Origin of the sequence: Salinimicrobium gaetbulicola (assembly GCF_042676025.1) — a bacterium.
GTDB classification, from domain to species: domain Bacteria; phylum Bacteroidota; class Bacteroidia; order Flavobacteriales; family Flavobacteriaceae; genus Salinimicrobium; species Salinimicrobium gaetbulicola.
Map to the genome: position 1 here is coordinate 564,928 of NZ_JBHTJP010000035.1, position 25,737 is coordinate 590,664.

Annotated in this window: 27 protein-coding genes; 14 read left to right on the forward strand and 13 right to left on the reverse strand. The window is 41.5% G+C overall.

Annotated elements, in window-relative coordinates; genetic code table 11:
* The first annotated feature begins 3 nt into the window (after window positions 1–3).
* The 3 genes from arfB (at window position 4) to ACFQ1G_RS11940 (ending at window position 2,564) form a co-directional block, all read left to right on the forward strand.
* Window positions 4–408 (forward strand): alternative ribosome rescue aminoacyl-tRNA hydrolase ArfB, encoded by a 405-nt coding sequence (gene arfB, locus ACFQ1G_RS11930; protein WP_380739841.1) that lies wholly within the window; start codon window positions 4–6, stop codon window positions 406–408.
* A 193-nt stretch (window positions 409–601) separates the two neighbouring features.
* A complete protein-coding gene (locus ACFQ1G_RS11935) occupies window positions 602–928 on the forward strand; it encodes a hypothetical protein (protein WP_380739843.1) in 327 nt (108 codons plus the stop codon).
* Between the two features lie 277 nt (window positions 929–1,205).
* On the forward strand, window positions 1,206–2,564 hold the full coding sequence (locus ACFQ1G_RS11940) for a sigma-54-dependent transcriptional regulator (RefSeq protein WP_380739845.1): 1,359 nt from the start codon (window positions 1,206–1,208) through the stop codon (window positions 2,562–2,564).
* Here the strand turns inward: ACFQ1G_RS11940 and ACFQ1G_RS11945 are convergent.
* Window positions 2,554–4,953 (reverse strand): hybrid sensor histidine kinase/response regulator, encoded by a 2,400-nt coding sequence (locus tag ACFQ1G_RS11945; protein ID WP_380739847.1) that lies wholly within the window; start codon window positions 4,951–4,953, stop codon window positions 2,554–2,556. The two genes, ACFQ1G_RS11940 and ACFQ1G_RS11945, sit on opposite strands and share 11 nt — an antisense overlap.
* Window positions 4,954–5,254: 301 nt before the next feature.
* Here ACFQ1G_RS11945 and ACFQ1G_RS11950 point away from each other — a divergent pair, with 301 nt between their 5' ends.
* Entirely contained in the window at window positions 5,255–7,615 is a 2,361-nt protein-coding gene (locus ACFQ1G_RS11950; RefSeq protein WP_380739849.1) for a TonB-dependent receptor, read from the forward strand.
* A gap of 47 nt (window positions 7,616–7,662) precedes the next feature.
* Here ACFQ1G_RS11950 and ACFQ1G_RS11955 read toward each other — a convergent pair whose 3' ends face one another.
* A complete protein-coding gene (locus tag ACFQ1G_RS11955) occupies window positions 7,663–8,088 on the reverse strand; it encodes a hypothetical protein (RefSeq protein WP_380739851.1) in 426 nt (141 codons plus the stop codon).
* Window positions 8,089–8,205: 117 nt separating this feature from the next.
* Between ACFQ1G_RS11955 and greA the strand changes: the two genes are divergently transcribed.
* From greA to ACFQ1G_RS11970, 3 genes are all read left to right on the forward strand, one after another.
* Window positions 8,206–8,682, forward strand: a complete 477-nt coding sequence (greA, locus tag ACFQ1G_RS11960) for a transcription elongation factor GreA (protein WP_380739853.1) — start codon at window positions 8,206–8,208, stop codon at window positions 8,680–8,682.
* Between the two features lie 119 nt (window positions 8,683–8,801).
* A complete protein-coding gene (locus tag ACFQ1G_RS11965) occupies window positions 8,802–9,191 on the forward strand; it encodes an HIT family protein (RefSeq protein ID WP_380739855.1) in 390 nt (129 codons plus the stop codon).
* Complete coding sequence (locus ACFQ1G_RS11970) at window positions 9,191–9,601, forward strand: acyl-CoA thioesterase (protein ID WP_380739857.1); 411 nt, start codon at window positions 9,191–9,193, stop codon at window positions 9,599–9,601. Before ACFQ1G_RS11965 ends, ACFQ1G_RS11970 begins: the two co-directional genes overlap by 1 nt.
* Here the strand turns inward: ACFQ1G_RS11970 and ACFQ1G_RS11975 are convergent.
* Entirely contained in the window at window positions 9,585–10,787 is a 1,203-nt protein-coding gene (locus tag ACFQ1G_RS11975) for a sensor histidine kinase (protein WP_380739859.1), read from the reverse strand. The genes ACFQ1G_RS11970 and ACFQ1G_RS11975 overlap by 17 nt on opposite strands.
* Before the next feature lie 71 nt (window positions 10,788–10,858).
* On the opposite strand from ACFQ1G_RS11975, the gene ACFQ1G_RS11980 reads away from it, so the two are divergent.
* The 3 genes from ACFQ1G_RS11980 to aat all read left to right on the forward strand — a co-directional run bounded on the left by ACFQ1G_RS11980 (window position 10,859) and on the right by aat (window position 12,845).
* Window positions 10,859–11,737: a flavin reductase family protein gene (locus ACFQ1G_RS11980; protein ID WP_380739861.1), complete on the forward strand. Its 879-nt coding sequence runs from the start codon at window positions 10,859–10,861 to the stop codon at window positions 11,735–11,737.
* A gap of 1 nt (window position 11,738) precedes the next feature.
* Entirely contained in the window at window positions 11,739–12,110 is a 372-nt protein-coding gene (locus ACFQ1G_RS11985; RefSeq protein WP_380739862.1) for a DUF3127 domain-containing protein, read from the forward strand.
* 96 nt (window positions 12,111–12,206) lie between these two features.
* Window positions 12,207–12,845, forward strand: a complete 639-nt coding sequence (aat, locus tag ACFQ1G_RS11990) for a leucyl/phenylalanyl-tRNA--protein transferase (RefSeq protein WP_380739864.1) — start codon at window positions 12,207–12,209, stop codon at window positions 12,843–12,845.
* Between the two features lie 2 nt (window positions 12,846–12,847).
* Here the strand turns inward: aat and ACFQ1G_RS11995 are convergent, their stop codons facing one another.
* The 7 genes from ACFQ1G_RS11995 to ACFQ1G_RS12025 all read right to left on the reverse strand — a co-directional run bounded on the left by ACFQ1G_RS11995 (window position 12,848) and on the right by ACFQ1G_RS12025 (window position 17,304).
* Complete coding sequence (locus ACFQ1G_RS11995; protein ID WP_380739866.1) at window positions 12,848–13,426, reverse strand: DNA-3-methyladenine glycosylase I; 579 nt, start codon at window positions 13,424–13,426, stop codon at window positions 12,848–12,850.
* Window positions 13,426–14,145: a hypothetical protein gene (locus ACFQ1G_RS12000; RefSeq protein ID WP_380739868.1), complete on the reverse strand. Its 720-nt coding sequence runs from the start codon at window positions 14,143–14,145 to the stop codon at window positions 13,426–13,428. The genes ACFQ1G_RS11995 and ACFQ1G_RS12000 overlap by 1 nt, the downstream gene beginning before the upstream one ends.
* A 6-nt stretch (window positions 14,146–14,151) precedes the next feature.
* A complete protein-coding gene (gene truB / locus ACFQ1G_RS12005) occupies window positions 14,152–14,850 on the reverse strand; it encodes a tRNA pseudouridine(55) synthase TruB (RefSeq protein WP_380739869.1) in 699 nt (232 codons plus the stop codon).
* Window positions 14,851–14,855: 5 nt separating this feature from the next.
* Window positions 14,856–15,653 (reverse strand): undecaprenyl-diphosphate phosphatase, encoded by a 798-nt coding sequence (locus ACFQ1G_RS12010; protein WP_380739871.1) that lies wholly within the window; start codon window positions 15,651–15,653, stop codon window positions 14,856–14,858.
* Between the two features lie 3 nt (window positions 15,654–15,656).
* Window positions 15,657–15,914, reverse strand: coding sequence for a DUF3098 domain-containing protein (locus tag ACFQ1G_RS12015; RefSeq protein WP_380739872.1), 258 nt, complete (start codon window positions 15,912–15,914; stop codon window positions 15,657–15,659).
* Window positions 15,915–16,023: 109 nt separating this feature from the next.
* Window positions 16,024–16,398 (reverse strand): GxxExxY protein, encoded by a 375-nt coding sequence (locus ACFQ1G_RS12020; RefSeq protein ID WP_380739874.1) that lies wholly within the window; start codon window positions 16,396–16,398, stop codon window positions 16,024–16,026.
* 27 nt (window positions 16,399–16,425) lie between these two features.
* On the reverse strand, window positions 16,426–17,304 hold the full coding sequence (locus ACFQ1G_RS12025) for a cell division protein FtsX (protein ID WP_380739876.1): 879 nt from the start codon (window positions 17,302–17,304) through the stop codon (window positions 16,426–16,428).
* Window positions 17,305–17,451: 147 nt separating this feature from the next.
* On the opposite strand from ACFQ1G_RS12025, the gene leuS reads away from it, so the two are divergent.
* Window positions 17,452–20,265, forward strand: a complete 2,814-nt coding sequence (gene leuS / locus ACFQ1G_RS12030) for a leucine--tRNA ligase (RefSeq protein ID WP_380739878.1) — start codon at window positions 17,452–17,454, stop codon at window positions 20,263–20,265.
* A gap of 109 nt (window positions 20,266–20,374) precedes the next feature.
* Window positions 20,375–21,064 (forward strand): zinc metallopeptidase, encoded by a 690-nt coding sequence (locus ACFQ1G_RS12035; RefSeq protein ID WP_380739880.1) that lies wholly within the window; start codon window positions 20,375–20,377, stop codon window positions 21,062–21,064.
* 79 nt (window positions 21,065–21,143) lie between these two features.
* Here the strand turns inward: ACFQ1G_RS12035 and ACFQ1G_RS12040 are convergent, their stop codons facing one another.
* From ACFQ1G_RS12040 to ACFQ1G_RS12050, 3 genes are all read right to left on the reverse strand, one after another.
* Window positions 21,144–21,659 carry a ferritin gene (locus ACFQ1G_RS12040; RefSeq protein ID WP_380739882.1) on the reverse strand — a complete coding sequence of 172 codons (516 nt, stop codon included), beginning with the start codon at window positions 21,657–21,659 and terminating at the stop codon, window positions 21,144–21,146.
* Between the two features lie 90 nt (window positions 21,660–21,749).
* Window positions 21,750–22,064: a hypothetical protein gene (locus ACFQ1G_RS12045; protein WP_380739884.1), complete on the reverse strand. Its 315-nt coding sequence runs from the start codon at window positions 22,062–22,064 to the stop codon at window positions 21,750–21,752.
* A gap of 105 nt (window positions 22,065–22,169) precedes the next feature.
* Window positions 22,170–23,543: a saccharopine dehydrogenase family protein gene (locus ACFQ1G_RS12050; RefSeq protein ID WP_380739886.1), complete on the reverse strand. Its 1,374-nt coding sequence runs from the start codon at window positions 23,541–23,543 to the stop codon at window positions 22,170–22,172.
* Window positions 23,544–23,618: 75 nt separating this feature from the next.
* Between ACFQ1G_RS12050 and ACFQ1G_RS12055 the strand changes: the two genes are divergently transcribed.
* Together ACFQ1G_RS12055 and pckA are read left to right on the forward strand one after the other, a co-directional pair.
* Window positions 23,619–24,008 carry a DUF423 domain-containing protein gene (locus ACFQ1G_RS12055; RefSeq protein ID WP_380739888.1) on the forward strand — a complete coding sequence of 130 codons (390 nt, stop codon included), beginning with the start codon at window positions 23,619–23,621 and terminating at the stop codon, window positions 24,006–24,008.
* A 79-nt stretch (window positions 24,009–24,087) separates the two neighbouring features.
* On the forward strand, window positions 24,088–25,689 hold the full coding sequence (gene pckA / locus ACFQ1G_RS12060; protein ID WP_380739890.1) for a phosphoenolpyruvate carboxykinase (ATP): 1,602 nt from the start codon (window positions 24,088–24,090) through the stop codon (window positions 25,687–25,689).
* The last annotated feature ends 48 nt before the right edge of the window (window positions 25,690–25,737 follow it).

Below are 25,737 nucleotides of genomic sequence, written 5' to 3' on the forward strand. Positions count from 1 at the left end.
AGGTTGGATAAAGATACTCTCATAAAGGAAGCTTCTTATAAAGCGGTGCGCAGTTCCGGTGCCGGCGGGCAAAATGTCAATAAGGTCGCCTCTAAGGTTGAACTTCATTTTAGCATAGACTCTTCGGAAGCTTTTTCCGAAGAAGAAAAACAGCGTGTATTAAAGAAATTGGCTTCCCGGCTTACCAATGATGGGGAGCTGATCCTTCAGTGTGACGAATCCAGGAGCCAGCATAAAAATAAAGAGATAGTGACCCATCGGTTTTTAGAATTATTAACCCAAGCGGTAAAAAAACCGAAACCCCGTAAGAAAACCAAACCTCCAAAGGCAGCAAAACTTAAAAGACTGCGAGAGAAAAAGATGAGGTCTGAGAAAAAGGCCGGTCGAAAAGATCCTTTAAAAGACTAAAATATCCCTTTTCTGGGGAGTAATTCTACAAATTTTGGGGAGACACCCCGCTTTTTCCCATTCCTTAATAAAATTATAAGACTCTTTAAACCGCCTGTTTATAGGTGTTTTGGGCGGTGCCTAAAGGGTTTTGAGTATTGGTACGTTTCTTTCATATAAGTAATCAACTAAAACAAATTAAAAAACTAGAATTATGAAAAAGATATGTTTATCTGTAGTAGCTGCATCAGCAATCCTGTTTTCTACACAAACCCTTAGTGCTCAGGCAACAGTTCAAGAAGAAGTAGCCGTAGAGCAAACAGTAGCTCAACAAACTGAATTTACCCAAGTGGCTATTGAGGATCTTCCTGCTGCCGTGCAACAAGCAGTAGAGCGTGATTTCGCAGGAGCGGTGATCGCTGAAGCACACGTTAAGGAGACTGAAGCAAGTCAGGAATTTAAATTGGTAATTCAAACTGCCGATGGTGAGCAGAAAGAACTTTATGCCGATGCTGAAGGTAACTGGCTAGATAAAGAGTAATAGCAACTAATCACCAATAATGGAGAAACCAACTCCCGGTGGCGGATATCCTGGAAGGAACATTTGTGTTAGAGAAATTTTCTTCATTCGATTTTACCCCTACTAACAGGTTGAATGAGAGGAATATTTAGAATGGATATTTGTAAAATGGGGATTAATTCAAACCTTGAGAAGGTTAAATTATTTAAAAGGAGCTTTTTTGGCTCCTTTTTTTTATGCTTATTTTTGGTTTTACGGGTTTTTAAAAACCTAATTTTGTGATTATTCTAAATACTTTATGGCAAAAATTTTAATAGTTGAAGACGATGTCGCTTTCTGTACCATGCTGAAAACGTTTCTGGTAAAGAAAAACTATGATGTGGAAGCAGTTTATAATGCTAATGAAGCACTGAATTTGTTTAAAACTGAAAAATTTGATGTTGTAATTTCTGATGTGAGACTGCCAGATAAGGAAGGTCTCGAAATTCTGAAAGCCGTAAAACAACAAAACCCGGCAACCGGAGTCATCATGATGACCAGTTATGCTGAAATAAGCAAAGCCGTGAATGCCATGAAAGAAGGAGCTGTAGATTATATAGCTAAACCTTTTCATCCTGAAGTGATCCTTAAATCAATTAAAGCGGCCCTGGAGAATGATTCTATTTCTACGCCCGGTGCCACGGCGACTACCAAAACAAGGTCCTCAAAATCTACGATAGTTGAGGATACTTATATTAAAGGGGTAAGTGAACCTTCAGCGAAACTTAATAATTACATAGACCTTGTTGCTCCCACTAATATGTCTGTTCTAATAATGGGGGAGAGTGGAACCGGAAAGGAACAGATAGCCAAAAGCATACATTTCAAGAGTAAACGAAATGCCCAGGCATTTGTCGCAGTAGATTGTGGGGCTATTCCAAAAGAACTGGCCTCCAGTGAATTTTTCGGACATGTAAAAGGCTCATTTACCGGCGCGGTCACCAATAAGACTGGCCACTTTGAAGCCGCTAATGGAGGAACTATCTTTTTAGATGAAATAGGAAATCTTAATTATGAACTGCAGGTGCAGTTATTGCGCGCCTTGCAGGAACGGAAGGTAAAACCTGTAGGAAGTAATGAAGAGATCCATGTAGATATCCGGGTGATCGCCGCCACGAATGAGGATCTTTTTGAGCTGGTCAAAAAAGGGGAATTCCGGGAAGACCTTTACCACAGACTTAATGAATTTACTATCAAAGTACCTGCTCTAAAGGAGAGACAGGAGGATCTTATGATTTTTGCCAATTACTTTTTAGATAGCGCGAATGAAGAACTGGAGAAAGATATTGCCGGTTTTTCTGAAGATACCGTTGAGATCTTTAAATCCTATCCCTGGCCGGGAAACCTCCGCGAACTTAAAAATGTGGTGAAACGGGCAGTTCTGCTTACGCAGGGAGAATATATTTTGCCCGAAGTGTTGCCACATGAAGTAAGGACCTCAAAAAGACAAATTGAAGACGAATCCAATTACGGGTTGTTCAAGAGCAAGAATGAACAGGAATTGATACTTGATGCCCTCGAAAAGACCAACGGAAATAAAAGTAAAGCGGCCAAGTTACTGTCTATAGATCGCAAAACTCTTTATAATAAACTGAAACAATATGGGATCAAACTTTGATCTCCTGTCTAAGTGTATTTAAAAGCTGATCTATCTTTTCAGAAAGTGAATTGATTTTTACCTTTTTTAATTTTTCAGGATCAGCACTTTCAAGGATCTCTAACTTTAGAATAAGCTCTCCGGCTTGCAATTGTCTGAACATGGGCAACATTTTGTGAGCCACGGCAGAAACCTTCTCGAAATCCTCATTTTCACATGCGACCTCGAGGGCTTCGCTGTTTGCTTTTGTACTTTGAATGAAGGACTCCAAAATTGTGTTTAAGGCTTGCTGATCACCACCTGAAAAGGTTTTTATTTCCCTAAGCGTATAAGGTTTGGTAGGGTCGACCGGACTTAATTTTTGTTCCTCTTTTTTGAATTCCACTTGAAGAATTTCCCCGATTAGCTCCAGTAACCTTTCCGAAGAATATGGCTTCAATAAACTTCCTTTAAAACCATGTTGTAAGTATTCTTTGGGATGAACATGAGATTGACCTGACAGAGCGATGACCGGTATGTGATGCAACTCTTTATTGCTTTTAATTTCGTTCATTAATTCCAGGCCATCCATTTCGGGCATCTGTATATCTGTAAGCACAAGATCAACTTTCTTTTCATTTAATTTTCGCAAGGCTTCTTTTCCGTTCGATGCTGTTCGGTAGCTCATTCCTTGAGACTTGATCAATTCGGTCAATAACCCTAATTGAGAGGGCTCATCATCAACTATAAGAACAGATTTTTCTTTTAATTCAGCCAGAACTTCCTTTATGGGTGCTTTTTCGACACTAGGTTTTTCAGAAACTTTTACCGGAATTCGTACAAGAAATGTACTTCCTTTTCCCGGTTCACTTTCCAAAGTGATCTCCCCGTTTAATAGTTCGGTAAGTTTTTTACTTATGGCAAGGCCCAGACCAGATCCTCCGTATTTTTTCTCAATAGAGGTGTCTTCCTGGGAGAATTCTTCAAATACCTTTTCACGTTGTTCTTTTGAAATCCCAATCCCGGTATCTAAAACCTCGATATTTAAAATATTCTTCTCTAAAGTGGCGTTTATTTCTACTTTCCCTTTTTGGGTAAATTTACAGGCATTGCTAACCAGGTTGGTGAGTATTTGTTTTATCCGGAATGGATCTGTGATCACAGTACGGTCAAGTTGATCTGAAACATTGACCAAAACCTCGACTGTACTGGGCTTTTCAGGGGGAATTGCGTTTTCGACAGTTTCCTCTATCAGGTTCTTCGCGTTAAAGGATAATTCCTCAATAGACATTTTTCCAGCTTCCAGTTTAGAAAGATCCAAAAGGTCATTTACTAAATGGAGCAGGTAATTGGAAGATTTTTTTACCTGATTAAGATATCGGTTTTGAGATTTGTTAAGGTCGGTTTTTTCAAGAAGTCCGGTGTATCCTGCAACCGAATTCAATGGAGATCTCATATCGTGGGTAACGGTATTCATGATCTGCTCCCGACTTTTCAAAAGAGATTCAGCATAGCCCTTGGCGTTTTCGAGTTGCACTCTGTATTCCTGGCTTCGGGAAACATCACGTATCACCAGGAACACGAAAATGAGGATCACCAGGAGGCTCACCGCACCAATCAGTGCAATGGTTTTTGAGGTATTTTCTACAGTTGATTGCCAGTTGGTAACCTGTTTCAGGGTCTTTTGACGCTCTTCAGCTTCGATCGTGGAGAGCAAGCTTCTTAACCGGTTGTTGAGTTTGATCTCATTTGCAAACAAATCATTTTCTGTGCTCTTCAGGGCAATACGATACTGCCGTTCTTGTTTTTCGAGGTCGCTTAATACAGATTTTACAGCAGTAATAAGAGAATCGGCGGAGAGACTGGTGGTATCTGGATTTTCCTGCTGAGAATATTCCAATAATTTGATGAGTACGTTTCTTTGGTGAGGTTCCAGTTCTTTGAACCGTTCTTCGTAATTGGGGACCTCAAAAGTCTGGTCAACTTTCTGAAGTTCATTCAGGACCCTTAGATAATAACTTTCTGTTTCTCCACCGGCCCTTAGTTCAAGCAATTCTTCCAAATTATTTGCCTTTTGAGAAAGAAGAATATTTATGCTGTCAACCTCCTCTTCAAGAGACTCATCTGAATCTGCCCTTTGTAATGAAAGCAAGGTCGCTTTTATGGAGTCTATTTTCGCGGTATAGTTTTCAAGGCCTTCCAGATCACCGTTCTGGATCAACTGACGGCTAAGACTTTCCGCTTCATATAGCTGGGCAGCCGCTTCTCCCACCAAGAGTAATTTTTCGTTTCCCGAATTATTTCGGTCGGTCATATTGGTAAAGGTGATAACCTGGTTGTAAACAAACCACACAGCAAACCCCGCCAAAGCAGCCAGTAAGATATATCCTGCAAATACGGTGATCGTAATAGATGGTCTTTTTTTAGTCATAAAGGCATGAAAAAGATAAAATTAATAGCTTTTTAAAGGAAAGAATCAAAAATTAGGTTAAATCAAAAAAAACAAATTAAATTTGCAACGTCTCAAAGGGGTGCCTACTTCTTTATTTAAGAAGAAAGCTGAGATTATACCCAAAGAACCTGGGCAGGTAATGCTGCCAAGGGATCTGTGCTAAAGCACACAAGTATCGCACTCCTGTTAAACCTCGTAAAATGTGGTTTTTCAGGATTTTTTATTTTAAACAATTAACAACAAGAATAATTGCCCCTTTTATTCGTAGAAATTTTTACGAATGAAATATCTATTCTTATTTACCACTTGCCTGCTGTTTTCCTTCAGCAGTTATTCTCAAGAATTTAAAGTATCCGGAAAGGTCACCTATGGTGAAGAAGCGCTAAACAAGGCCATCGTTCGCGTCTCGGGCACTTCCTTTGGAACTGAAACGAATGAACTGGGAGAATATTCCCTGAGACTCGAAAAAGGAGAGTATGTACTTATTTTTTCTAACGGAAATCAAAAAAAGGTACCTGTGAGCGTCACTTCAGATATAATTTTGAATATAGACATGAGTGATGCGGCTGAAGAACTGGAGGAAGTATTTCTTTCCGCAGTAAGGGTTTCCGCTGATTCACCCATTACTTATAGTAACCTTAGAAATGAGGAGATCGAAGACCGAAATCTGGGGCAGGATATTCCAACCCTAATGCAATACATGCCTGCAGTGGTGACAACCAGTGATGCCGGTGCTGGGATTGGTTACAGCAGCATCAGGGTGCGAGGAACAGATTCTAGAGGAGTGAATGTTACCATTAACGGGGTACCTTATAATGATGCCGAGAGCCAGGGTACCTTTTGGGTGAACCTGGGAGATTTCGCTTCTTCGGTAGAGAACCTTCAGCTGCAAAGAGGTGTGGGAACTTCAACTAACGGGGCCGGAGCATTTGGAGCGAGCCTTAATATTCTTACCGATAGGTACAATATTAAACCTTCCGCAGAGATCGCGAATAGTTTTGGATCATACAATACACGAAAGCACACGGTGAAGTTTAGTACCGGTCTGTATGATGATCACTGGGAATTCTCCGGAAGGGCTTCTGTGATCAAAAGTGACGGATATATTGACCGTGCTTCCAGTGACCTGAAATCTTATTTCTTCCAGGGAGCTTATGTGGGTGAAACCACCTTGATCAAGGCACTTACCTTTGGCGGAAGTGAAGTTACTTACCAGGCCTGGGATGGTATTGATGCCGAAACCCTTGCTAATGACCGTACCTTTAATTATGCAGGGGCTTACGAGGATGAAAATGGTGACCTGCAGTTCTACGAGAACCATGTGGACAATTATAAACAGGATCACTATCAATTACTGTGGAACCAAAAATATGGCAGAAAGTGGTCTTCGAACGTGGCTTTGCACTATACCTATGGTCGCGGATTCTATAAGTCGTACAGAGCTGGTGAAACCCTTTCGGAATACGGAATTCCTGACTTTACTGCCAATGGGGAGGAAATATCAGAATCTGATCTTGTCACCCGAAAATGGCTGGATAATGATTTCTACGGAACCACTTTTAACGTGCAGTTTGAAGAGGAAAAAATGAAAATGATCTTTGGAGGGGCCTGGAACAATTACCTGGGAGATCATTTTGGAGAGGTGATCTACACCCGTTTTGCGCCTACAAATTCTCCTTTACAACGCTATTATGAGAACAATTCTCAAAAAAGTGATTTGAATTTCTTCGGAAAGGCAACAATAGCGGTTTCAGATGATCTGTCTTTTTATGGGGACCTTCAGTTAAGAAGAGTGCATTATGAAGTTGACGGTTTCGTGGAAGAGAACACGCCGTTCTTCATTGATGATGAGCACGTGTTTTTCAATCCTAAAGCCGGTCTTACCTATGAGCTTTCCGAGGCGAACCAGCTTTACTTTTCATTTGCCAGAGCTCATAGAGAGCCTAACCGCACCGATTATGAAAATGGCAACCCTGAACCTGAAAAACTCAACGATTACGAACTGGGTTGGCGTTTGAAGACTAGTGGAATGCAGATCAATACGAACCTTTATTATATGGATTACAGAAATCAGTTGGTCCTTACCGGTGAGCTGGACGATGTTGGATCACCTATTCGAACAAACAGCGGGAACAGTTACAGGCTGGGTCTTGAAATAGACGCGGTTGTAAAATTATCTGATAAACTGAACTGGCGACCAAACATAGCGCTAAGCCAAAATAAGAATGATGATTGGTTCGCAACTTGGGACGGGGAATTGGTAAACTTCGGAAAGACCGATGTTTCGTATTCTCCCGAAGTGATCGCGGCGAATATTTTAGAGTACAGGCCATTAAAAAACCTTGAGTTAAAGTTCTTATCCAAATATGTTGGTGAGCAATACATGAGCAACCTGGAAAATGATGCGTCCCTGCTTGAAAGCTATTTTGTGAATGACTTTAACTTGCAGTACACATGGGAAAAAGCACCTTTCTTCAAGGAAGTTGTTTTTACCGGACTTATAAATAACATTTTTAGTGAGGAATACGTATCGAACGGATACTATTATACGTACGCGATAGGAAATGAAACTTTTGACGGGGCCGGGTATTATCCGCAGGCAACAAGAAACTTTTTAGTTGGAGTTAATTTAAGGTTCTAGAATACAGCCGGAACATTGTCAAAAAACCCTCTTTTAGGAGGGTTTTTTTAATTTGAAACTTCCAGGATACTTCCCCTTAATATTGCTCTGTAAGGTTTCAGGGAGTATTGTCCTTCTCCTTCTACCAGCTGCCCGGTCACTATGTTATAGACGTTCTCGTCACAGGAGCAGCTGGCTTCGATCCCTTTTACCGTCAACAGGGAACAACTTTGTGGAACGTGATTTGGGTCTGTAAGTTCAAAAGCCAAATACTGACTATTGTTCAAATTATAAATTACAATTCCTTTAATTCCGTATTTGGTAGTCACAAAATGGTTACCTGGGAAATTTAAGCTGTTGTATTCCGGAAGGTTCAGATCGAATCGGGCCGTGAAGCTGATATCCTGCAGATATGGATTCTGCCTAATTTCATCATCTCCTGAACAGCCTAAAAATGGCAGACTCAGCAATAGATACAAAAAAAATTTTCTCATAAATCCTTTTTTCAAAGCTACAAGATTATAATTGTACTAGATATTAATATTTAGTATATTTGTTAGAAATCCCGTCAAAGCATGGGATTTTTTCTATTTATGTAAAACGTTCAAGATATGAGCAAAGTATCATACTATACCGCAGAAGGACTTAAAAAATTAAGAGACGAACTCAATCAGTTAAAAGATGTAGAGCGTCCCAAAGCTTCTCAGGCTATTGCCGAAGCCCGCGATAAAGGAGATCTAAGTGAAAATGCAGAATATGACGCCGCTAAGGAAGCCCAGGGTCTTCTGGAAATGAAAATTTCCAAGATGGAAGAAATCTATGCAAACGCTCGTCTTATTGATGAGTCCCAATTAGATACTTCTAAAGCCCTTGTTCACTCAACGGTGAAGATCAAGAACCAGACGAATGGTGCTGAAATGAAGTACAAGCTGGTAGCGCAGAGTGAAGCAGACCTTAAAACAGGGAAGATCTCTGTAGACAGTCCTATCGGAAAAGGCCTTTTAGGCAAGAAAGTAGGGGAGGTCGCTGAAGTTCAGGTGCCAAACGGTACTTTGAAGTTTGAGATCCTGGAGATCACTAGAGATTAACTCCTTCTGAAAAAGTTAAAAACAAGATCCTTTCTTTTTTGAAAGGATTTTTTGTTTTAATGAGGTTTGACCTTATTCATGAAAGTTCTAACTTGTATCAACTCAAAAACTAAACAGTTATGCCAACTATATTTACAAAGATCATAAACGGGGAGATCCCCGCTTACAAAGTCGCTGAAACCGATAAATTCCTGGCCTTTTTGGACATTAGACCCAATGTGAAAGGACACACTTTGTGTATTCCCAAGGAAGAGGTGAACAAGATCTTCGATCTGGACGAAGAAACCTATATGGGATTAATGGCTTTCTCCAGAAAGGTAGCCAAAGGGGTGGAAAAGGCGATTCCGTGTAAACGTGTCGGGGTAGCTGTGGTCGGTCTTGAAGTGCCTCACGTGCATGTTCATTTAATCCCTTTGAATTCTATGGGAGATATGAATTTCGCGCAGGTGCAGGAGCTTACAGACGCAGAGTTCAAACAGATCGCTGAAGATATTAAAGCCCAGATATAATGAGCCTTGAGGACTACAAACTTTCACTGGAGCTGCGTATTGACTTCAGTGACCTTGATATGTACAAACATGTCAATAATATTACATTTATAAGATTTCTGCAGTCTGGTCGGGTCAATTTCTGGGAAGCTACGGGTCTTGCTACCCTTTTTTCAGAAACCAATAAAGGAGCGATCCTGGTGTCAACTCATTGCGATTTCAAAAAATCGCTTTTTTATCCCGGGAAGGCGATCGTTAAAACTAAACTGGCTTACATCAAGAACAGCAGCTTCGGTTTGGATCAGGTGATATTGAATGAAAAGGGCGAAGTATGTGCCGAGGGGAGGGATATAGCCGTGTTTTTTGATTTTAGTAAGGATCAGTCTTTACCAATCCCTACAGATCTAAGAGAATCTATGCAACGGTTCTAACTTTTCGTAATATAATTTCAAAGGTGGTGCCTTTGTTTAACTCGCTTTTTAGTACTCGAATTCGTCCCTGGTGATATTTTTCAATGATCCTTTTTGCGAGTGACAGACCCAGTCCCCAACCTCGTTTTTTAGTGGTGTATCCGGGTTCAAAAATCTGTTTGTATTTGCTTTTTGGCAGCCCTTTCCCGGTATCCTTAATAAAAATATAGACATGACGGGTATCGTGTTTTAGGCTTATCTCCAGTTCTCCCTTTCCTTTCATGGCATCGATCGCGTTGCGTACCAGATTTTCAATGGTCCAGCTATAAAGTTGCGGGTTGAGGTTTACAAGAATTGTAACCCTTGGCAGGTCCAGGTTAAAAGTAATGAGCTTGGAGCTCCTGGCTTTTAGATAATCAAAGGAATCTTTTGTTTTCTCAACGATGTCTACCGGCTGAAGAGTGGGGGCAGATCCTATTTTTGAAAATCTTTCGGTGATGGTTTGAAGTCGGTCCACATCTTTTTCGATCTCGGTGAGATAGGTGGGATTCACTTTTTCTTCCTTCAGGATCTCTGTCCATCCGATGAGGGATGAAAGCGGTGTCCCGATTTGATGCGCCGTTTCCTTTGCCATTCCCGCCCACAACTTGTTCTGCTCACTGGTTTTAGTGGTCTTGTAAAAGAAATAGATCACCGCGATGAACAGAATGATAATGAACATAAGAGCCGCAGGATAGTATTTCAGTTTGTTGAGCATGGGGGAATTACCATAATAAACACGGTTAATTCGCCCTTCTCCCAAATCCATGTCTATAGGCTGATTTTCAGATTTGATCTCCTTTAAGAAATCCTGAAGTAATTCGGGGTCGTTTCTTACCTCGTCTTCAATATTCATGGCATCTACAATGTTCCCGTTCTCATCAACTAGGATTGTAGGGATGCTGGAATTACTGTTTATAATTGCCAGATAAAGGTCAAGGCCGGTGTCTGTGTCCACCTGATCGAGATACACCTGGGCTGATGCCCAAATGTTCATTTTTCGACGTTCCTCTTCTTTGATTCGCTGAAAGAACGCAACAGCATTCCAAACGATAAGTGAAATAAGTATTAGGGAAGTAAGGATAATGAACCAGCGGCGAAAGTTCCTTTTATCTGAAAACCTCATGTAGGCAATGCTTTTTGTGCGTTTAAATATAAGTGTTTTCACTTAATTAATATTGTAGCAGCCTCTTTTTCATTCCTTAGGTGGTTTCGTTACCTTTGTCAAAATTTTTGAAAATGCTCACTATAGATCCAAAGGAAATACCTACCTCTAAGTTGCATCAATACCTGCTGGGAGCCGTCGGTCCAAGGCCAATCGCTTTTGCCAGTACTATTGATGCCGAAGGAAGGCCGAACTTATCGCCTTTTAGTTTTTTCAATGTCTTTAGTGCAAATCCACCTGTTCTAATATTTTCCCCGGCCAGAAGGGGAAGGGATAATACGGTCAAACACACTTTTAATAACGCGAAGGCTACCATGGAAGTGGTGATCAATGTGGTGAACTATGATATGGTGCACCAGGTGTCACTTTCCAGCACCGAGTATGAAGAAGGTGTCAATGAGTTTGAAAAAGCCGGTTTCAGTATGCTTCCTTCAGAAGTGGTAAAACCTTTCAGGGTAGCAGAAGCTCCCGTGCAATTTGAATGTAAGATCAACGAAATAGTAGAACTCGGGAATGAAGGTGGGGCAGGAAACCTGGTAATTTGTGAGGTTTTGAAGATGCATATTCAGAATGAGATTTTAGATGAAAATGGTTATATTGACCAGCATAAAATTGACCTGGTTGCACGCATGGGTGGTAACTGGTATTCCCGAGCAATTTCGGGGATGTTCGAAGTGCCAAAACCGCTTCAGACTTTAGGGATTGGGGTTGATGCTATTTCTGAAGATATCAGGAACAGTAAGGTGCTAACAGGTAATGACCTTGGGAAACTGGGGAATGTGGAAAATTTGCCTTCCGCAGAAGAAATTAAAGAATTCGTTCAGGGAGATCCTGAAATTTCCGAATTTTTAAAGAATAATAATGGTGAGAATATTCATCATAAGGCAAAAGAATATTTAGAGAAAAATGATCCGGCTGCAGCCTGGAAAATATTATTAGCAAATAAAATGTGATATGGAAGTACAAGGAAAGATTAAGATGATAGGGGAAACTAAATCCTTTGGAAGCAACGGTTTTAGAAAAAGAGAAGTGGTAGTAACTACAGAAGAGCAATATCCTCAACATATTCTTATTGAGTTTGTGCAGGACAAATGTGACCTGCTTAACAATTACGGGGTTGGACAACCGGTTAAGATCGGTGTTAACCTTCGCGGAAGAGAATGGGTGAACCCACAGGGAGAGACCAAATATTTCAACTCTGTTCAAGGATGGAGAATTGAAAACCTTGCCGCTCAGCCTCAAGGTGGTGCTCCGGTTCCTCCGGCAGACCAGTTTGAGCCTGCGAGCGATATGAATGACGAAGATTATGACGATCTTCCTTTCTAGAAATTAGTAAATGAATTGTGAGCCCGGGAGATCTTCCGGGCTTTTTTTATTTTCAGCAATTCGCTATTTTTCCCTCTAAATAAAAATTGTTTCTGCTTGAAATTTCTGGGTCCAAATGATGATTTTCCGCCGGTAGAATCGGCGAACGCTGTAGGATTGCTGGCCTATGGAGGAGACCTTTCTCCTCAACGGCTTCTAAAAGCCTATTCCATGGGGATATTTCCGTGGTATGATGCCAACCAGCCCATTTTATGGTGGAGCCCTGATCCCAGAATGGTATTGTTTCCGGAAAATCTCAAGGTCTCAAAAAGTATGAAACAACTTCTTAAGAAAGACGTTTTTAATGTCACTTTCAACAGGGATTTCAAGGCTGTGATCGACAATTGTTCTACGGTACCAAGGAAAGGCCAGGAAGGCACCTGGATCACTCCTAAAATGAAACAGGCATACCTGGAATTACACCGGGAAGGAATTGTCTATTCGGTTGAGGTGTGGGATGAAAATGAACTCGTGGGAGGGCTCTACGGAATATATCTGAAGGAAAAGAAAGTCTTCTGCGGGGAGAGCATGTTCGCCAAAAAGAGCAATGCCTCTAAATACGGATTTATCAAGTTGGTGGAGAAGCTTAAGGCGGAAGGAGTGGAGGTTATAGACTGCCAGGTGTATACTGATCATCTTGCCAGCCTGGGTGCCGCAGAGATCCCCAGAGTGATTTTCCTGGAATACCTGAAATAAGCTCAGGCCATATTTTTTACCTCTTCATGACGAAAGCAATCCATCTCATGGTCATTTACCATACCCGTTGCCTGCATATGCGCGTAGACCACGGTTGGCCCCACGAACTTAAAACCTCTTTTTTTAAGGTCCTTACTAATCGCGATACTTAGGTCTGTGCTGGCAGGAGCTTGTTTGTAACTTTTCAGGTTGGTTTGGATAGGTTTCCCATCTACGAACTTCCAGATGTATCCAGAAAATGAACCGAATTCTTCCTGGATCTTCATATAAGCTTCCGCATTTGATATACTTGCCAGGATCTTTTGTTTATTCCGAATGATCCCACTGTCATTCATCAGTTCCTCTACCTTTTCTTTAGAATAATCGGCGATCTTTTTATAATCAAAGTTGTCAAAAGCCTTTCTGAAATTCTCCCTTTTCCGAAGAATAGTGATCCAGCTAAGTCCGGCCTGAAAGGTTTCCAGGATCAAAAATTCAAAAAGCTGGTCGTCTTCGTAAAGTGGAACTCCCCATTCGGTGTCATGATAGGCTTCGTAAAGGGCGTCGCCTTCACACCAGCCGCAACGTTGCTTTTTTTCCATTAGTCCTGAAAATAATAGGTGATGGTTCCGGGCTGAGTCCTTCTCCCCGGTAATTGTGAAAAACGTGCTCCCAATGCATATTCCAGCGCATTGTCGATTAAACATTCATTGGTGGTGGTGGAACTTCGTTTATTTACTGAAGTTTCGATCACCTCACCGTAGTCATTGACCACAATATTCACTACGACCTTGCCTTGTGAATCGCAGGTGTAAATAGGGTTGGGAATGTCAATGGCAGATCTTCCCTGCAGCGAGAATGAAATAGAACTGCTCCTGAAACTGCCTTTTTTAAGTGAAGTTTCGTTCGTTTGGTTATTCCCTTCGGAAGCTTTCTGAGTTTTTTTTCTTTTGTTCTCGGTGAGATTGATGTCTCCTGAAGAGGACTTCGCATCATCGGTTTCTGAAGCTTTTTGTTCAGCAGCGTTCTTTTCAAAGATCTCGTCCAGCCTGCTCTGCATCTTCCGCTGACTTTCTTCCAGGTCCTGGTTGAAGGCCTGGTGGGTCTTTAAAGTGGGAGGTCTTTGAGAAGTTTGTTTTTGTTCCTGCAGTTTGGGTTCCTGCTTTTTGGTTTCTTCAGGCCTCAGGTCATTGAGTTCAATAAGCGTTTCCCTTACTTTTTTGTTCGCATTGGAAATATTGATGTTGATCATGGCCAATAGCAAAACAGAAAAAAGCAGGACAGTAATGATCAGCGCTTTATGTCTCTCAAAAAAATCCATTTTTGTCTATTCTTCCTGAGAAAGATACTCATTTACAAAAGAATCGAGGTCATGGGCATCCGCTACGGAATGCTCTCCGATCCTGGTGCGTCGTAAAGCTGAAAGATGCCCGCCGGTTCCCAATTCCTTTCCGAAATCGTGAGCCAGGCTCCTGATGTATGTTCCTTTACTGCACACCACTCTAAAATGCACTTTCGGCATCTCGATCTGGGTGATCTCGAATTCTGAAATCTGCACGTTTCGTGCCGAAATCTTGACTTCTTCACCGCTTCGGGCGTATTCATAGAGTCTCTTTCCGTCTTTCTTTAACGCTGAAAACACTGGAGGATATTGTTGTATGTCCCCTAAAAAAGCTTTGGTGGCTTCCATTATTTTTTCTTCGGAAAGGTGATCGATCGGATAGGTGGCGTCTACTTCAGTTTCAAGATCGTAGGAAGGAGTCGTGGCGCCCAGCGTGATCGAACCGGTGTATTCTTTTTCCTGGCCCTGAATAAGGTCGATGGTTTTGGTGGCTTTTCCGGTACAGATGATGAGTAACCCTGAGGCCAGCGGATCCAAAGTTCCGGCATGACCTACCTTTATCTTTTTGATCTTAAAATTCTTCCGGATAAGCCAGCGAACCTTATTGACCAACTGAAAGGAGGTCCAGTCCAATGGTTTGTCAAACAGCAATACCTGTCCCGCTTTAAATTCTTCTTCTGTCATAAATCTTAGGCAAATGCGTATTCATAAGTAATGGCGATCACTCCCACCAGGAAGCAGTAGATCGCAAAATAGGAAAGCTTGCTCTTTCTTACCAACGCGATCATCCAGGTACAGGCCGCGAAACCGGCAATGAATGCCGCTGCAAACCCGGCCAAAAGAGGTAATGGTTCAATGGTGGTTCCGGTTAAGTCTCCGCTTAAAAGGTCTTTTGCGATCTTTCCGAGGATAAGAGGCACGACCATTAAAAACGAAAAACGTGCGGCTTTAGCCTTGTCATTCCCAAGTAATACCGAAGTTGAGATCGTTGCTCCACTTCTTGAAATACCGGGAAGTATGGCGATCGCCTGTGAAACTCCAATTACGAACGCGTCTTTATAACTTACCGGTTTTCCGGTGCTTTTTGCTTTATCTGCCAGCCATAACAGCAATGCAGTGATGATTAACATGAATCCTACAAAGGTTAGCGCCCCTCCAAAGAACGTTTCCAGTTCCTCTTCAAAAAGTACACCAACAAGTGCTGCCGGGATCATGGAGATAATGATTTTCAGGGAGAATTTGAATTCGTCATTCCACTTGAAGGCAAATAACCCGCGGAAGATCTCTGCCACGTCCTTTCTAAAAACAAGGATGGTACTTAAAGCTGTCGCGAAATGCAGTACCACTGTTACCATTAATGATTCTTCAGGAACACTTGTATCTCCTAAAATGGCTTTTGCGATCTCTAAATGACCACTGGATGAAACAGGTAAAAATTCGGTTAAGCCTTGGACGATGCCAAGGAAAATAGCGTCAACAACTTCCATTATTTATTTTCGGGGGTTAAGAAGAATGGCGTAAACCTCAATTGCAAATCCAAGTAGAACCAGGGCCGGTGCCAGGCGTATCCTTCTCCAGTTGTAGATCTCAGGATTAAAAACGTTTGGATCATCACTTCCGCCGCCCGACATGAGAATGAACCCCAGTGCGATCACCGCCAGGCCAATGCCCATGACAATGTAGTTCTTCTTTTCAAAGACGAAGTTAAGATCCTGTTTGTGCAAAGGTTTTTTGTTGTTCTTCTTCATTTTCAATGATTATATAATTTATTTAAGCCACTAATGCACTAATATTCTTTTAATAGCGGTCAAATTTAGTGACTCTCCTTTTATTTCTCTTCCCTAACTCCTTTTTTCTTTAAACCACAATTCGGTGGTGTATTAACTTATCACTTTCAAAATTCGCTAATACTGCTAGCTTCAGTTTTGAAATTTTAAGGTAATTTATGCATTGGGCAATGTGTGAATCATGAAGATGAGTAGTAGATTTTAATTCAAGTACTATTTTTCCGAATACAACAAAATCAGCGAAGAAATGATGAGGCAGGACTGTTTCCTTGTAATGTACTTGGAACTTCTTTTCCCTTTCGTATGGAATTTTGCGTTTTTTCAATTCATACTCTACAGCATCTGAATAAACAACTTCAAGAAATCCTCCACCTAATTCATTATGAACATCAAAAAGAATACCTACTAATTCATAAGATTCTTCTTTGTAGAGGAGATTTCCCATAGGTTATTAGTGCATTAGTGGCATTATCTAGTAATATAATTCGTCTGTTTTAAGATTCAGGAAACGCTGGGTCGCGAAAAACGTACTTAACCAGGTAATTATTACCCCCATCAAGAATACTCCTGCAAAAAGTCCTGCCAGCAGGTAAACATCATTAAGAAGATTCAGTTCAGGGAAACTTTTATCCATGTAGTAGAGCACGGCGCCCATCCCGGCCAAAGCCAGCACAGCACCTATCATTCCCAGTTTTACACTTTTCCAGATGAAAGGCCTTCTAATGAACCTTTTTGTGGCGCCCACCATTTGCATGGTCTTAATGATGAATCTTTTGGAGTAAACCGCCAGTCTTATAGAACTGTTGATCAATAATACGGCGATAAAAGTGAAAATTCCGCTCACCACCAGTATCCAGAAACTTATCCTGGTAACGTTCTCATTTAATAGGGAGATAAGTGGTTTGTCATAAACTACTTCATCCACAAAACTTTTTGAGGTGAGATCTTCTGCGATCTGGTCAATTTCTCCCGAACTAATATAATCTGCCTTAAGGTAAACGTCGATCGAATTTTGAAGCGGGTTGTAGCCCAGGAATTCCATGAAATCCTCACCAATTTCCTTGCTGTGTGCTTCGGCTGCTTCCTCTTTAGAAACGTAATTGGTTGTCCTGGTATATTCTGCCAGAGCCAGGCTTTTGTTGAGCTGATTGATCTCAACTTCTTTCGCCGTATCCTTCAGGTAGATGGTAAGGGCGATCTGTTCCTTGAAGTGGTCAGCTATTTTCTTGGTGTTCAATACCAACAAACCAAGCAGGCCCAATAGAAAAAGCACCAGCCCAATACTGATCACTACCGAAAAATAAGAGGAAATAAGACGTCTTTTTTGATACCTTTCAAAAGATGAACTCATATGGCAGATTCGTAAATTTCTGTAAAAATAAGAAAGTAAATCATTCTCTTTCTTTAAAACGCCCAAACTTTTCACTTTCGTACATTAACCGTATTTTTGCCCTTTCCGAAGGATTTCGGAAGTTTAAAAATGAGATGCTGACAAGATATGAGTTACAACTTCAATCAAATTGAAAAGAAGTGGCAGGAGTACTGGGCAAAGAACCAGACTTTTAAAGCTGAAAATAATTCTGAAAAACCAAAATATTATGTGCTGGACATGTTCCCTTATCCTTCGGGAGCGGGCTTGCATGTGGGACACCCGCTGGGTTACATAGCCAGTGATATCTATGCCCGTTTTAAAAGGCACAAAGGTTTTAATGTTTTGCATCCGCAGGGGTATGATAGTTTCGGATTGCCTGCTGAGCAGTACGCGATACAGACCGGTCAGCATCCGGTGATCACTACAGAGGCGAACATTAAAAGATATCGGGAACAGCTTGACCAGATAGGATTTTCCTTTGACTGGAGCAGGGAAGTACGTACCAGCGAGCCCGATTATTACAAATGGACCCAGTGGATCTTTATCCAGCTTTTTGAATCATGGTATGATTATGAGACCGAAAAGTCGCGCCCTATTTCTGAACTGGAAGAGATCTTTGCTGCGGAAGGAAACTCAGGCGTGAATGCGGCTTGTGATGAAGATGTAACTGAATTCACCGCGACCGACTGGAGTAATTTTACTTCCGAAGAAAAACAGGAACAATTACTGAAGTACCGTTTGACCTACCTGGCCGAAACAGAAGTGAACTGGTGCCCGCAACTGGGTACCGTGCTTGCGAATGATGAGATCGTGAACGGGGTCTCTGAGCGCGGTGGTTACCCGGTTATAAGAAAGAAAATGACACAATGGAGCATGCGTATTTCAGCTTTTGCTGAGCGTTTGCTGCAGGATCTGAATAAGATAGACTGGACCGAGAGCTTAAAGGAAAGTCAGCGTAACTGGATCGGTAAGTCCGTTGGGGCCCAGGTAAAATTCAAAGTGATGAACACAGATCATCATTTTGAAGTTTTCACCACCCGGCCCGACACTATTTTTGGAGTGACCTTTATGACTCTAGCCCCTGAACATGAGTTAGTGCAGAAGATCACCACCCCTGAACACAAGGAAGAAGTGGAAGCTTATATTGAAGCGACCGCTAAGCGAAGTGAACGCGAGCGAATGGCAGATGTTAAAACCATAAGCGGAGTGTTCACGGGAGCTTATGCTGAACACCCTTTCACAAAGGAACCGGTACCAATCTGGATCGGGGATTATGTGTTAGCGGGTTATGGAACCGGCGCCGTGATGGCCGTTCCTTGCGGGGACCAGAGAGATTATGATTTTGCCAAGCATTTTGACCTGCAGATCAGGAACATTTTTAAGAATGTTGATATTTCCCAAGAAGCTTATGCGGGAAAAGAAGGTACGGTGATCGCTAATTCTGATTTTCTGAATGACCTGGAATATAAGGAAGCCCTTAATAAGGTTATTTTAGAACTCGAAAAAATAGGTCAGGGTGCAGGGAAGACCAATTATCGTTTGCGGGATGCGGTTTTTAGCAGGCAGCGCTATTGGGGAGAACCCTTCCCTGTTTATTATGTGAACGGAATGCCGCAAATGATAGATATGAAGCATTTGCCCCTGCGCCTTCCTGAAGTTGAAAAATATCTTCCTACCGAAACCGGGGAACCGCCTTTAGGGAATGCTTCGGTTTGGGCCTGGGATACTGAAAATAATGAGGTGGTCGCCAATTCTTTGATCGACCATAAAACCGTGTTCCCGTTAGAATTGAACACCATGCCCGGATGGGCCGGAAGTTCATGGTATCTCTTCAGATATATGGATGCCGGGAATGAAGAGCGTTTTGTTTCCGAAGAAGCCCAGAAATACTGGGGGAACGTTGATTTGTACATTGGTGGTAGCGAACACGCGACAGGGCATTTGTTATATTCCCGATTCTGGACAAAATTCCTGCATGACCGCGGATTTTTAAGTGTAGAGGAACCTTTTAAGAAATTGATCAACCAGGGAATGATCCTTGGAACCAGTGCTTTTGTTTACAGGCTGGAAGGAGAGAATAAATTTGTTTCCAAAAATCTTGCAGAAGGAAAAAATGTTCAGCCTATTCACGCTGATGTTTCTTTAGTAAATGCTTCAGACGAACTGGATGTTGAAGACTTCAGAAACTGGAGGTCTGAGTTTGCAGATGCTGAATTCATTACAGAAGACGGGAAGTATATTGTGGGAAGAGAGGTGGAGAAAATGTCCAAATCCAAATACAACGTCGTGAATCCTGATGACATCTGTGAAGATTATGGGGCTGACACTTTGCGAATGTACGAGATGTTCCTGGGTCCGCTTGAACAGGCAAAACCTTGGAACACTGCGGGGATCACCGGGGTGCACAACTTCCTTAAAAAACTTTGGAAACTGTATCACAATGGAGAAGAGTTCAATGTTTCAGAAGAAAAAGCTTCCGCAGATTCTTTAAAAACACTTCATAAGACCATTAAGAAGGTGACAGAAGACATTGAAGATTTTAGTTTTAATACCTCTGTCAGTACTTTCATGATCTGCGTGAATGAGCTTACCGCTCAAAAATGTAATTCCCGGGAGGTTCTGGAGTCACTGGCAGTCCTTATCGCGCCTTATGCGCCGCATATAGCCGAGGAACTGTGGCAGAAACTGGGACATGACACTTCGGTTGCCACAGCTGAATATCCTGTTTTTGAAGAGAAGTTCTTGGTGGAAAGCAGTAAGGAATATCCTATTTCTTTCAACGGAAAAATGCGTTTTACCCTTGAACTTCCGCTGGATATGAGCAAAGAAGAGATCGAGAAGACCGTGCTGGCTCATGAAAAGACACAACAGCAACTGGAAGGAAGACAGCCTAAAAAGGTGATCGTTGTACCCGGAAAGATCGTAAATATTGTAGGTTAATCGGAAGCCAAGTCAGTACCTGAATTGACAAAATTTCAGCGCCCGATTAAAATTCAAGATTGGCTGGATTTTTGTTTATTTACTTGCGACTTTAAAACATTCAAAAACTATGATGGGATATTATTTAATAGCTATTCTCATTTTTATTGTGAGCGCCTACGTTAGCAATAAACTGAAAAGTAAATTCAAGCACTATTCAAAAGTGCATCTTCAAAACGGCATGAGCGGTCGGGAGATTGCGGAGAAAATGCTCGCAGATAACGGGATCTATGATGTAAAGGTTATTTCCACTCCGGGAAGGCTTACAGATCATTACAACCCGTCTAAAAAGACCATTAATTTAAGTGAATCGGTTTACACGCAGCGTAATGCTGCTGCTGCAGCTGTGGCTGCACACGAATGTGGGCATGCCGTACAGCATGCAAAAGCATACAGCTGGTTGCAAATGAGAAGTCAGCTGGTACCTGTAGTTAGTGTGGCTTCCAGATTTTCTCAATGGGTGATCTTTGGTGGACTAATGTTGATGGCGACCACTGCTATGGGGAGTACCATTTTATTGATTGGAATTATCATGTTCGCGATGGGAACCCTGTTCAGCTTTATTACGCTTCCGGTAGAATATGACGCCAGTAAAAGAGCACTGGTCTGGCTTGAATCTTCTAATATGTTGAATGCAAAAGAGCATGAAGCTGCTGAAGATTCATTGAAATGGGCTGCCCGCACCTATGTAGTGGCTGCAGTAGGTTCCCTGGCTACGCTCTTATACTTCCTGAGCATCTATATGGGAGGAAGGAGATAGAATTAACGCTATTTGAAAAAGAAAAAGAAAACAGAAAAGGACGCCAATGGCGTCCTTTTTTAATATTTAATAATGGTATCTATTCTCCATGTTTGATCCGTTCGTCGATCAGTTTAAGGGCAATGCCATCGGTGCCCATTATATCAAAGATTTCAAGGATCCTTCTAAACTTGTTTTCTTCTTCCATTTGTTCGTTCACGAACCATAGTAAAAATTGTTCAGATGCGAAGTCCTGCACCTTCCTGCATTTCGCGACAATGTTATTTATGGATTTTGTAATGCTGATCTCCTGGTCAAGAGCTGTTTCAAATATCTCCTGTAAGGAATTGAAATCATGTAATACATTAGTAACTTCAGGAGAATAGGCAGTTCCGCCGTTATCATTAATGAACCTGAAGATCTTCATCATATGTTCTCTTTCTTCCGAAGATTGCTTGTAAAGATAATCAGCGCTGCCTACAAGACCATTATGGTCACACCAGGACGCCATGGCAAGGTAGGCGGCAGATGAATGTGCCTCTTTGGAGATCTGCTCGTTGAGCATATCCATAATATCAACATTGATTCCTATTTTTTGACGTACGATATCTTTCATGACTTTTTTGCTTTTCCCTAAAATTACGGAAAAGTACCTTGTTTTCCTTCTTTTGAAGGAAATTTATACTAAGTCTAAATTTGAAAGGTGTTAAGCGTGGGTGACCAGAGAATTGAGTTCCAGCATCCCGAAAGTGGCTTTAATAAGCTGCTTAAGATCAATAACCTGTAAGGTGTCAAGGATAAAAAGATGTTCCCTGTTACAAAGAGTAAGGATCTCAATACCATTGTAATTCATATCCTTGTCGAAATGAGAATCAAGGTTAATGGCATTGACCTTCTGGCGTATGGAAAGTAACTGGCAGAAGGAAAGTTTCACCTGTTTATGACCAAAATCCAGATAAAAGGACCGGCTTTTGTCACACTGGTAGGAGGCGAAATAATATGATTTGTAAAGTAAGTTCATTCAGGGGTCAAAAATAAACCTTATTTAGAATTATTCCAAACAATTTAGGGCAAGTAAAAGGGCTGCTCATGTTAAAGTTTGAGCAGCCCGGTGTTTAAAGGTGGTTTAATTACCTACTTCTCCAAATGGGTTGTAACCCAGGTATTCTTTTTCTTCCTCTTTAAATACAATACCATTTTCGGCAAGTTCCTTCAAAATTGGCTCGTATACTTCTTTGGTAATAGGAAGTTGAACTCCCGGAGTGGAAATTGTACCGTTAAGGATCTTGAGTGCGGCAATGGCAACAGGAAGACCCACTGTACGTGCCATAGCCGTTTCTGACTGGTCTTTACCGATGTTCACCATCGTGGCATCGATCTGTTTCTTTTCACCGTTCAATTCATAGCCGAATTTGTGATACATCACGATCATATCCTTGTCTTCAGGAGCCAGGGACCACTTTTCCATTAATATCTTCTGAAGGATCTGTGCGGGAGTGGCATTTTTAAGTCCCACTTTTTTGTTGGGGTTGAAAATGTCAAGTTCCAGCAGTTTGTCCCACATGATGTCATCCTGGTCTATCTTAAGGTTATGGCGGAATTTAAGTTCTACTGAATCTGTAGGGGAGTAAGGCAGAAAAGAATTGACAAAGTCCCGATAGCTCATATCTTCGGAATTCTCCATGATATAGCTGTCATCTGTTAGACCCAGTTGAACGAACATGTTCCAGGCTTTACTGAAACCTACTCTTCTAATTGTACCGCGATATAAGGTAAGGGCATCATCCAGGCCGTAGATGCTTTTATATTTCAGGGAATTGCGGTTTGCATAGACTTCAAATTTTCCATAGCCCTCCACCTCGATGAATTCTGTTCTTCTGAAAAGTCGGTTATAAGGAATGTATTTGAATTTGCCTTCCTGGATGAACTTGGCTACACCGCCCTGGCCGGCCACAACGACATTTCGGGGGTTCCAGGTGAACTTATAGTTCCAGAGGTTGGTATCGCTCTCAGGAGCTACCAATCCTCCCGTAAATGACTCAAAAAGCAGCATTTTTCCGCCGTTATCACGAATACGGTCTATGACCTGCATAGCACTCATGTGATCAATTCCGGGATCAACACCTATTTCATTCATAAAGACAAGGCCTTTTTCTTTCACCTGCTCATCGAGCTGCTCCATTTCCTCACTTATATAGGAGGCTGTCACCATATTCTTTCCGAAGTGTAGGCAATCTTTAGCCACTTCTAAATGAAACCTCGCAGGAAGCATAGAAATAACGATATCGGCACTTTGTACGGCCGTTTCACGCTCTTCCTTTTTAAAGATATCAAGCGTTATTGCTTTCGCGTTGGGATGATCACCAGCTAGTTTTTTAGCATTTTCTAAAACCAGATCTCCAATGATCAATTGAAAATTTTCTGAAGTTGATTTTTTAAGTAGGTATTGAATCAAGACCCCGGTAGATTTTCCGGCGCCTACAATTAGTATTTTACGCATAAGGGATAAGTTGTAAGTTTGTTGTTTGTTTGGATAACGAATGTACTTAATTGCAGGCGTCTTTAAAAATTAACTATGAACAGAAATCTTTTACTTTCAGGGGCTTTCTTCGGAATGGTCGCGATTATTTTGGGAGCATTTGCCACTCACGGATTAAAACCATTGCTCACTGCGGATTCTATTTCAACTTTTGAAACGGGGGTTAAGTATCAGATGTACAGTGCTTTATTTATGTTGATCCTTGGTGGTCTTCCCCTGGCATCTGAAAAAGTTAAAAGAATCTGCTTTTATTTAACAACTATAGGGATCCTGTTTTTTTCCGGATCAATTTATTTTTTGGCGACGAATTCCCTTACAACATTTGATTTTCGTGTAATTGCGTTAATAACTCCTTTGGGCGGAACCCTCCTTATTGCCGCATGGATAGTGCTGTTAATCAGTTTCATTAAGTTAAAAAAGAAATAAAACAAAATACCTAACCCTGTATCTTTATAAGATTTTCTACTTTTGTTGACCTAAGATAAACACACAACTTATATTTTTTATGTTGGCAAAAAAACAACTTACGAAAACGATTGCGTTAGAGAGGTACGGGATTAAAAATGCTCAGGTTCACTACCAGCTTTCGCCAGAAGAGTTACATCAAATTACAATAGAGAAGGGTCAGGGGGTTGAAACCTCTACCGGAGCCCTTGCTGTAAACACAGGGGAATTTACAGGGAGATCCCCTAAAGACAGGTTCATTGTAGAAGATGAGATCACTAAAGATAAAGTTTGGTGGGGAGATATAAACATTCCTTTTCATGCCGACAAATTTGATGCACTGTATGACAAGGTGGTTGATTACCTATCGGGGAAAGAGGTTTATGCCCGTGACTCTTACGCGTGTTCAGATGATAAATATAGGTTGAACATTAGGGTTGTAAATGAATTTCCTTGGTCAAATCTTTTTGCTTATAACATGTTCCTAAGACCTGAAGAGGAGGAGCTGGAGAATTTCGCTGAAGATTGGTTGGTAGTTAATGCTCCCGGTTTCATGGCCGATCCCGAAATTGACGGTACCAGACAACATAACTTCGCGATACTGAACTTTTCTAAAAAGATCGCTTTGATTGGTGGAACCGGATATACCGGGGAGATCAAGAAAGGGATTTTCTCTGCTTTAAACTTTATACTTCCGGTTGATAAAAATACTTTGCCAATGCATTGCTCTGCCAATGTTGGGGAAGAGGGAGATACCGCTATTTTCTTCGGACTTTCAGGGACCGGAAAAACAACACTTTCCGCAGATCCTGAAAGAAAGTTGATTGGTGATGACGAGCACGGTTGGACCAAAGAAAATAAGGTCTTCAACTTTGAAGGAGGTTGTTACGCTAAGGTGATCAACCTTTCAGAAGAAAATGAACCGGATATTTATCGAGCGATCAAACCTGGAGCTATTGTAGAGAATGTGATCCTGGATGAGAATGGGGATATTGACTTCGCAAATACTTCCATCACTCAGAACACCCGTGTAAGCTATCCTATTTATCATATTAATAATATCCAAAACCCTTCAGTAGGAGAAAACCCAAAGAATATTTTCTTCCTTACTGCAGATGCGTTCGGAGTATTGCCTCCAATCAGTAAACTTACCCCGGGGCAGGCTGCTTATCATTTTATTAGTGGTTACACTGCCAAGGTTGCAGGAACCGAAGCCGGAATCGATGAGCCGTTACCAAGTTTCTCAGCTTGTTTTGGCGCGCCCTTCATGCCGTTGCATCCAACAAAATATGCCGAAATGCTAAGTGCGAAGATGAAGGAAAACAATGTAAACGTATGGCTTGTGAATACGGGATGGACCGGAGGACCTTACGGGGTTGGTTCCAGAATGAAGTTAAGATATACACGTGAAATGATCTCTTCTGCATTAGAGGGGAAACTTGATAATGTGGAATTCGAGCAGCACCCGATCTTTGGATTGGCGATGCCAACTTCTTGTGAGAATGTTCCAACCGAAGTTTTGAATCCGCGTAACACCTGGAATGATAAAGAAGCGTATGATAAGAAAGCTCAAACGCTGGCAGAGTCCTTCAAGAAGAACTTTATAAAATTTGAAAAACAGGCTAATGAAGAGATCCTTTCGGGAGCTCCAAAAACAGCCTAATGTTGATTAGTTGTGATTCAAAAAAACCGGCTATAAGCCGGTTTTTTT

What these genes read in the sequence shown, in the direction of transcription:
- ACFQ1G_RS11950 (WP_380739849.1), top strand. Translation starts at nt 5,255, where the DNA reads ATGAAATATCTATTCTTATTTACCACTTGCCTGCTGTTTTCCTTCAGC.
- ACFQ1G_RS12015 (WP_380739872.1), bottom strand. Translation starts at nt 15,914, where the DNA reads ATGAAGAAGAACAACAAAAAACCTTTGCACAAACAGGATCTTAACTTC.
- ACFQ1G_RS12045 (WP_380739884.1), bottom strand. Translation starts at nt 22,064, where the DNA reads ATGAACTTACTTTACAAATCATATTATTTCGCCTCCTACCAGTGTGAC.
- ACFQ1G_RS12000 (WP_380739868.1), bottom strand. Translation starts at nt 14,145, where the DNA reads ATGGATTTTTTTGAGAGACATAAAGCGCTGATCATTACTGTCCTGCTT.
- ACFQ1G_RS12010 (WP_380739871.1), bottom strand. Translation starts at nt 15,653, where the DNA reads ATGGAAGTTGTTGACGCTATTTTCCTTGGCATCGTCCAAGGCTTAACC.
- pckA (WP_380739890.1), top strand. Translation starts at nt 24,088, where the DNA reads ATGTTGGCAAAAAAACAACTTACGAAAACGATTGCGTTAGAGAGGTAC.
- greA (WP_380739853.1), top strand. Translation starts at nt 8,206, where the DNA reads ATGAGCAAAGTATCATACTATACCGCAGAAGGACTTAAAAAATTAAGA.
- ACFQ1G_RS11940 (WP_380739845.1), top strand. Translation starts at nt 1,206, where the DNA reads ATGGCAAAAATTTTAATAGTTGAAGACGATGTCGCTTTCTGTACCATG.
- leuS (WP_380739878.1), top strand. Translation starts at nt 17,452, where the DNA reads ATGAGTTACAACTTCAATCAAATTGAAAAGAAGTGGCAGGAGTACTGG.
- ACFQ1G_RS11945 (WP_380739847.1), bottom strand. Translation starts at nt 4,953, where the DNA reads ATGACTAAAAAAAGACCATCTATTACGATCACCGTATTTGCAGGATAT.
- ACFQ1G_RS12025 (WP_380739876.1), bottom strand. Translation starts at nt 17,304, where the DNA reads ATGAGTTCATCTTTTGAAAGGTATCAAAAAAGACGTCTTATTTCCTCT.
- ACFQ1G_RS11965 (WP_380739855.1), top strand. Translation starts at nt 8,802, where the DNA reads ATGCCAACTATATTTACAAAGATCATAAACGGGGAGATCCCCGCTTAC.
- ACFQ1G_RS11955 (WP_380739851.1), bottom strand. Translation starts at nt 8,088, where the DNA reads ATGAGAAAATTTTTTTTGTATCTATTGCTGAGTCTGCCATTTTTAGGC.
- ACFQ1G_RS11970 (WP_380739857.1), top strand. Translation starts at nt 9,191, where the DNA reads ATGAGCCTTGAGGACTACAAACTTTCACTGGAGCTGCGTATTGACTTC.
- truB (WP_380739869.1), bottom strand. Translation starts at nt 14,850, where the DNA reads ATGACAGAAGAAGAATTTAAAGCGGGACAGGTATTGCTGTTTGACAAA.
- ACFQ1G_RS11935 (WP_380739843.1), top strand. Translation starts at nt 602, where the DNA reads ATGAAAAAGATATGTTTATCTGTAGTAGCTGCATCAGCAATCCTGTTT.
- ACFQ1G_RS11985 (WP_380739862.1), top strand. Translation starts at nt 11,739, where the DNA reads ATGGAAGTACAAGGAAAGATTAAGATGATAGGGGAAACTAAATCCTTT.
- ACFQ1G_RS12035 (WP_380739880.1), top strand. Translation starts at nt 20,375, where the DNA reads ATGATGGGATATTATTTAATAGCTATTCTCATTTTTATTGTGAGCGCC.
- ACFQ1G_RS12050 (WP_380739886.1), bottom strand. Translation starts at nt 23,543, where the DNA reads ATGCGTAAAATACTAATTGTAGGCGCCGGAAAATCTACCGGGGTCTTG.
- ACFQ1G_RS12055 (WP_380739888.1), top strand. Translation starts at nt 23,619, where the DNA reads ATGAACAGAAATCTTTTACTTTCAGGGGCTTTCTTCGGAATGGTCGCG.
- ACFQ1G_RS11995 (WP_380739866.1), bottom strand. Translation starts at nt 13,426, where the DNA reads ATGGAAAAAAAGCAACGTTGCGGCTGGTGTGAAGGCGACGCCCTTTAC.
- ACFQ1G_RS12020 (WP_380739874.1), bottom strand. Translation starts at nt 16,398, where the DNA reads ATGGGAAATCTCCTCTACAAAGAAGAATCTTATGAATTAGTAGGTATT.
- ACFQ1G_RS11980 (WP_380739861.1), top strand. Translation starts at nt 10,859, where the DNA reads ATGCTCACTATAGATCCAAAGGAAATACCTACCTCTAAGTTGCATCAA.
- ACFQ1G_RS12040 (WP_380739882.1), bottom strand. Translation starts at nt 21,659, where the DNA reads ATGAAAGATATCGTACGTCAAAAAATAGGAATCAATGTTGATATTATG.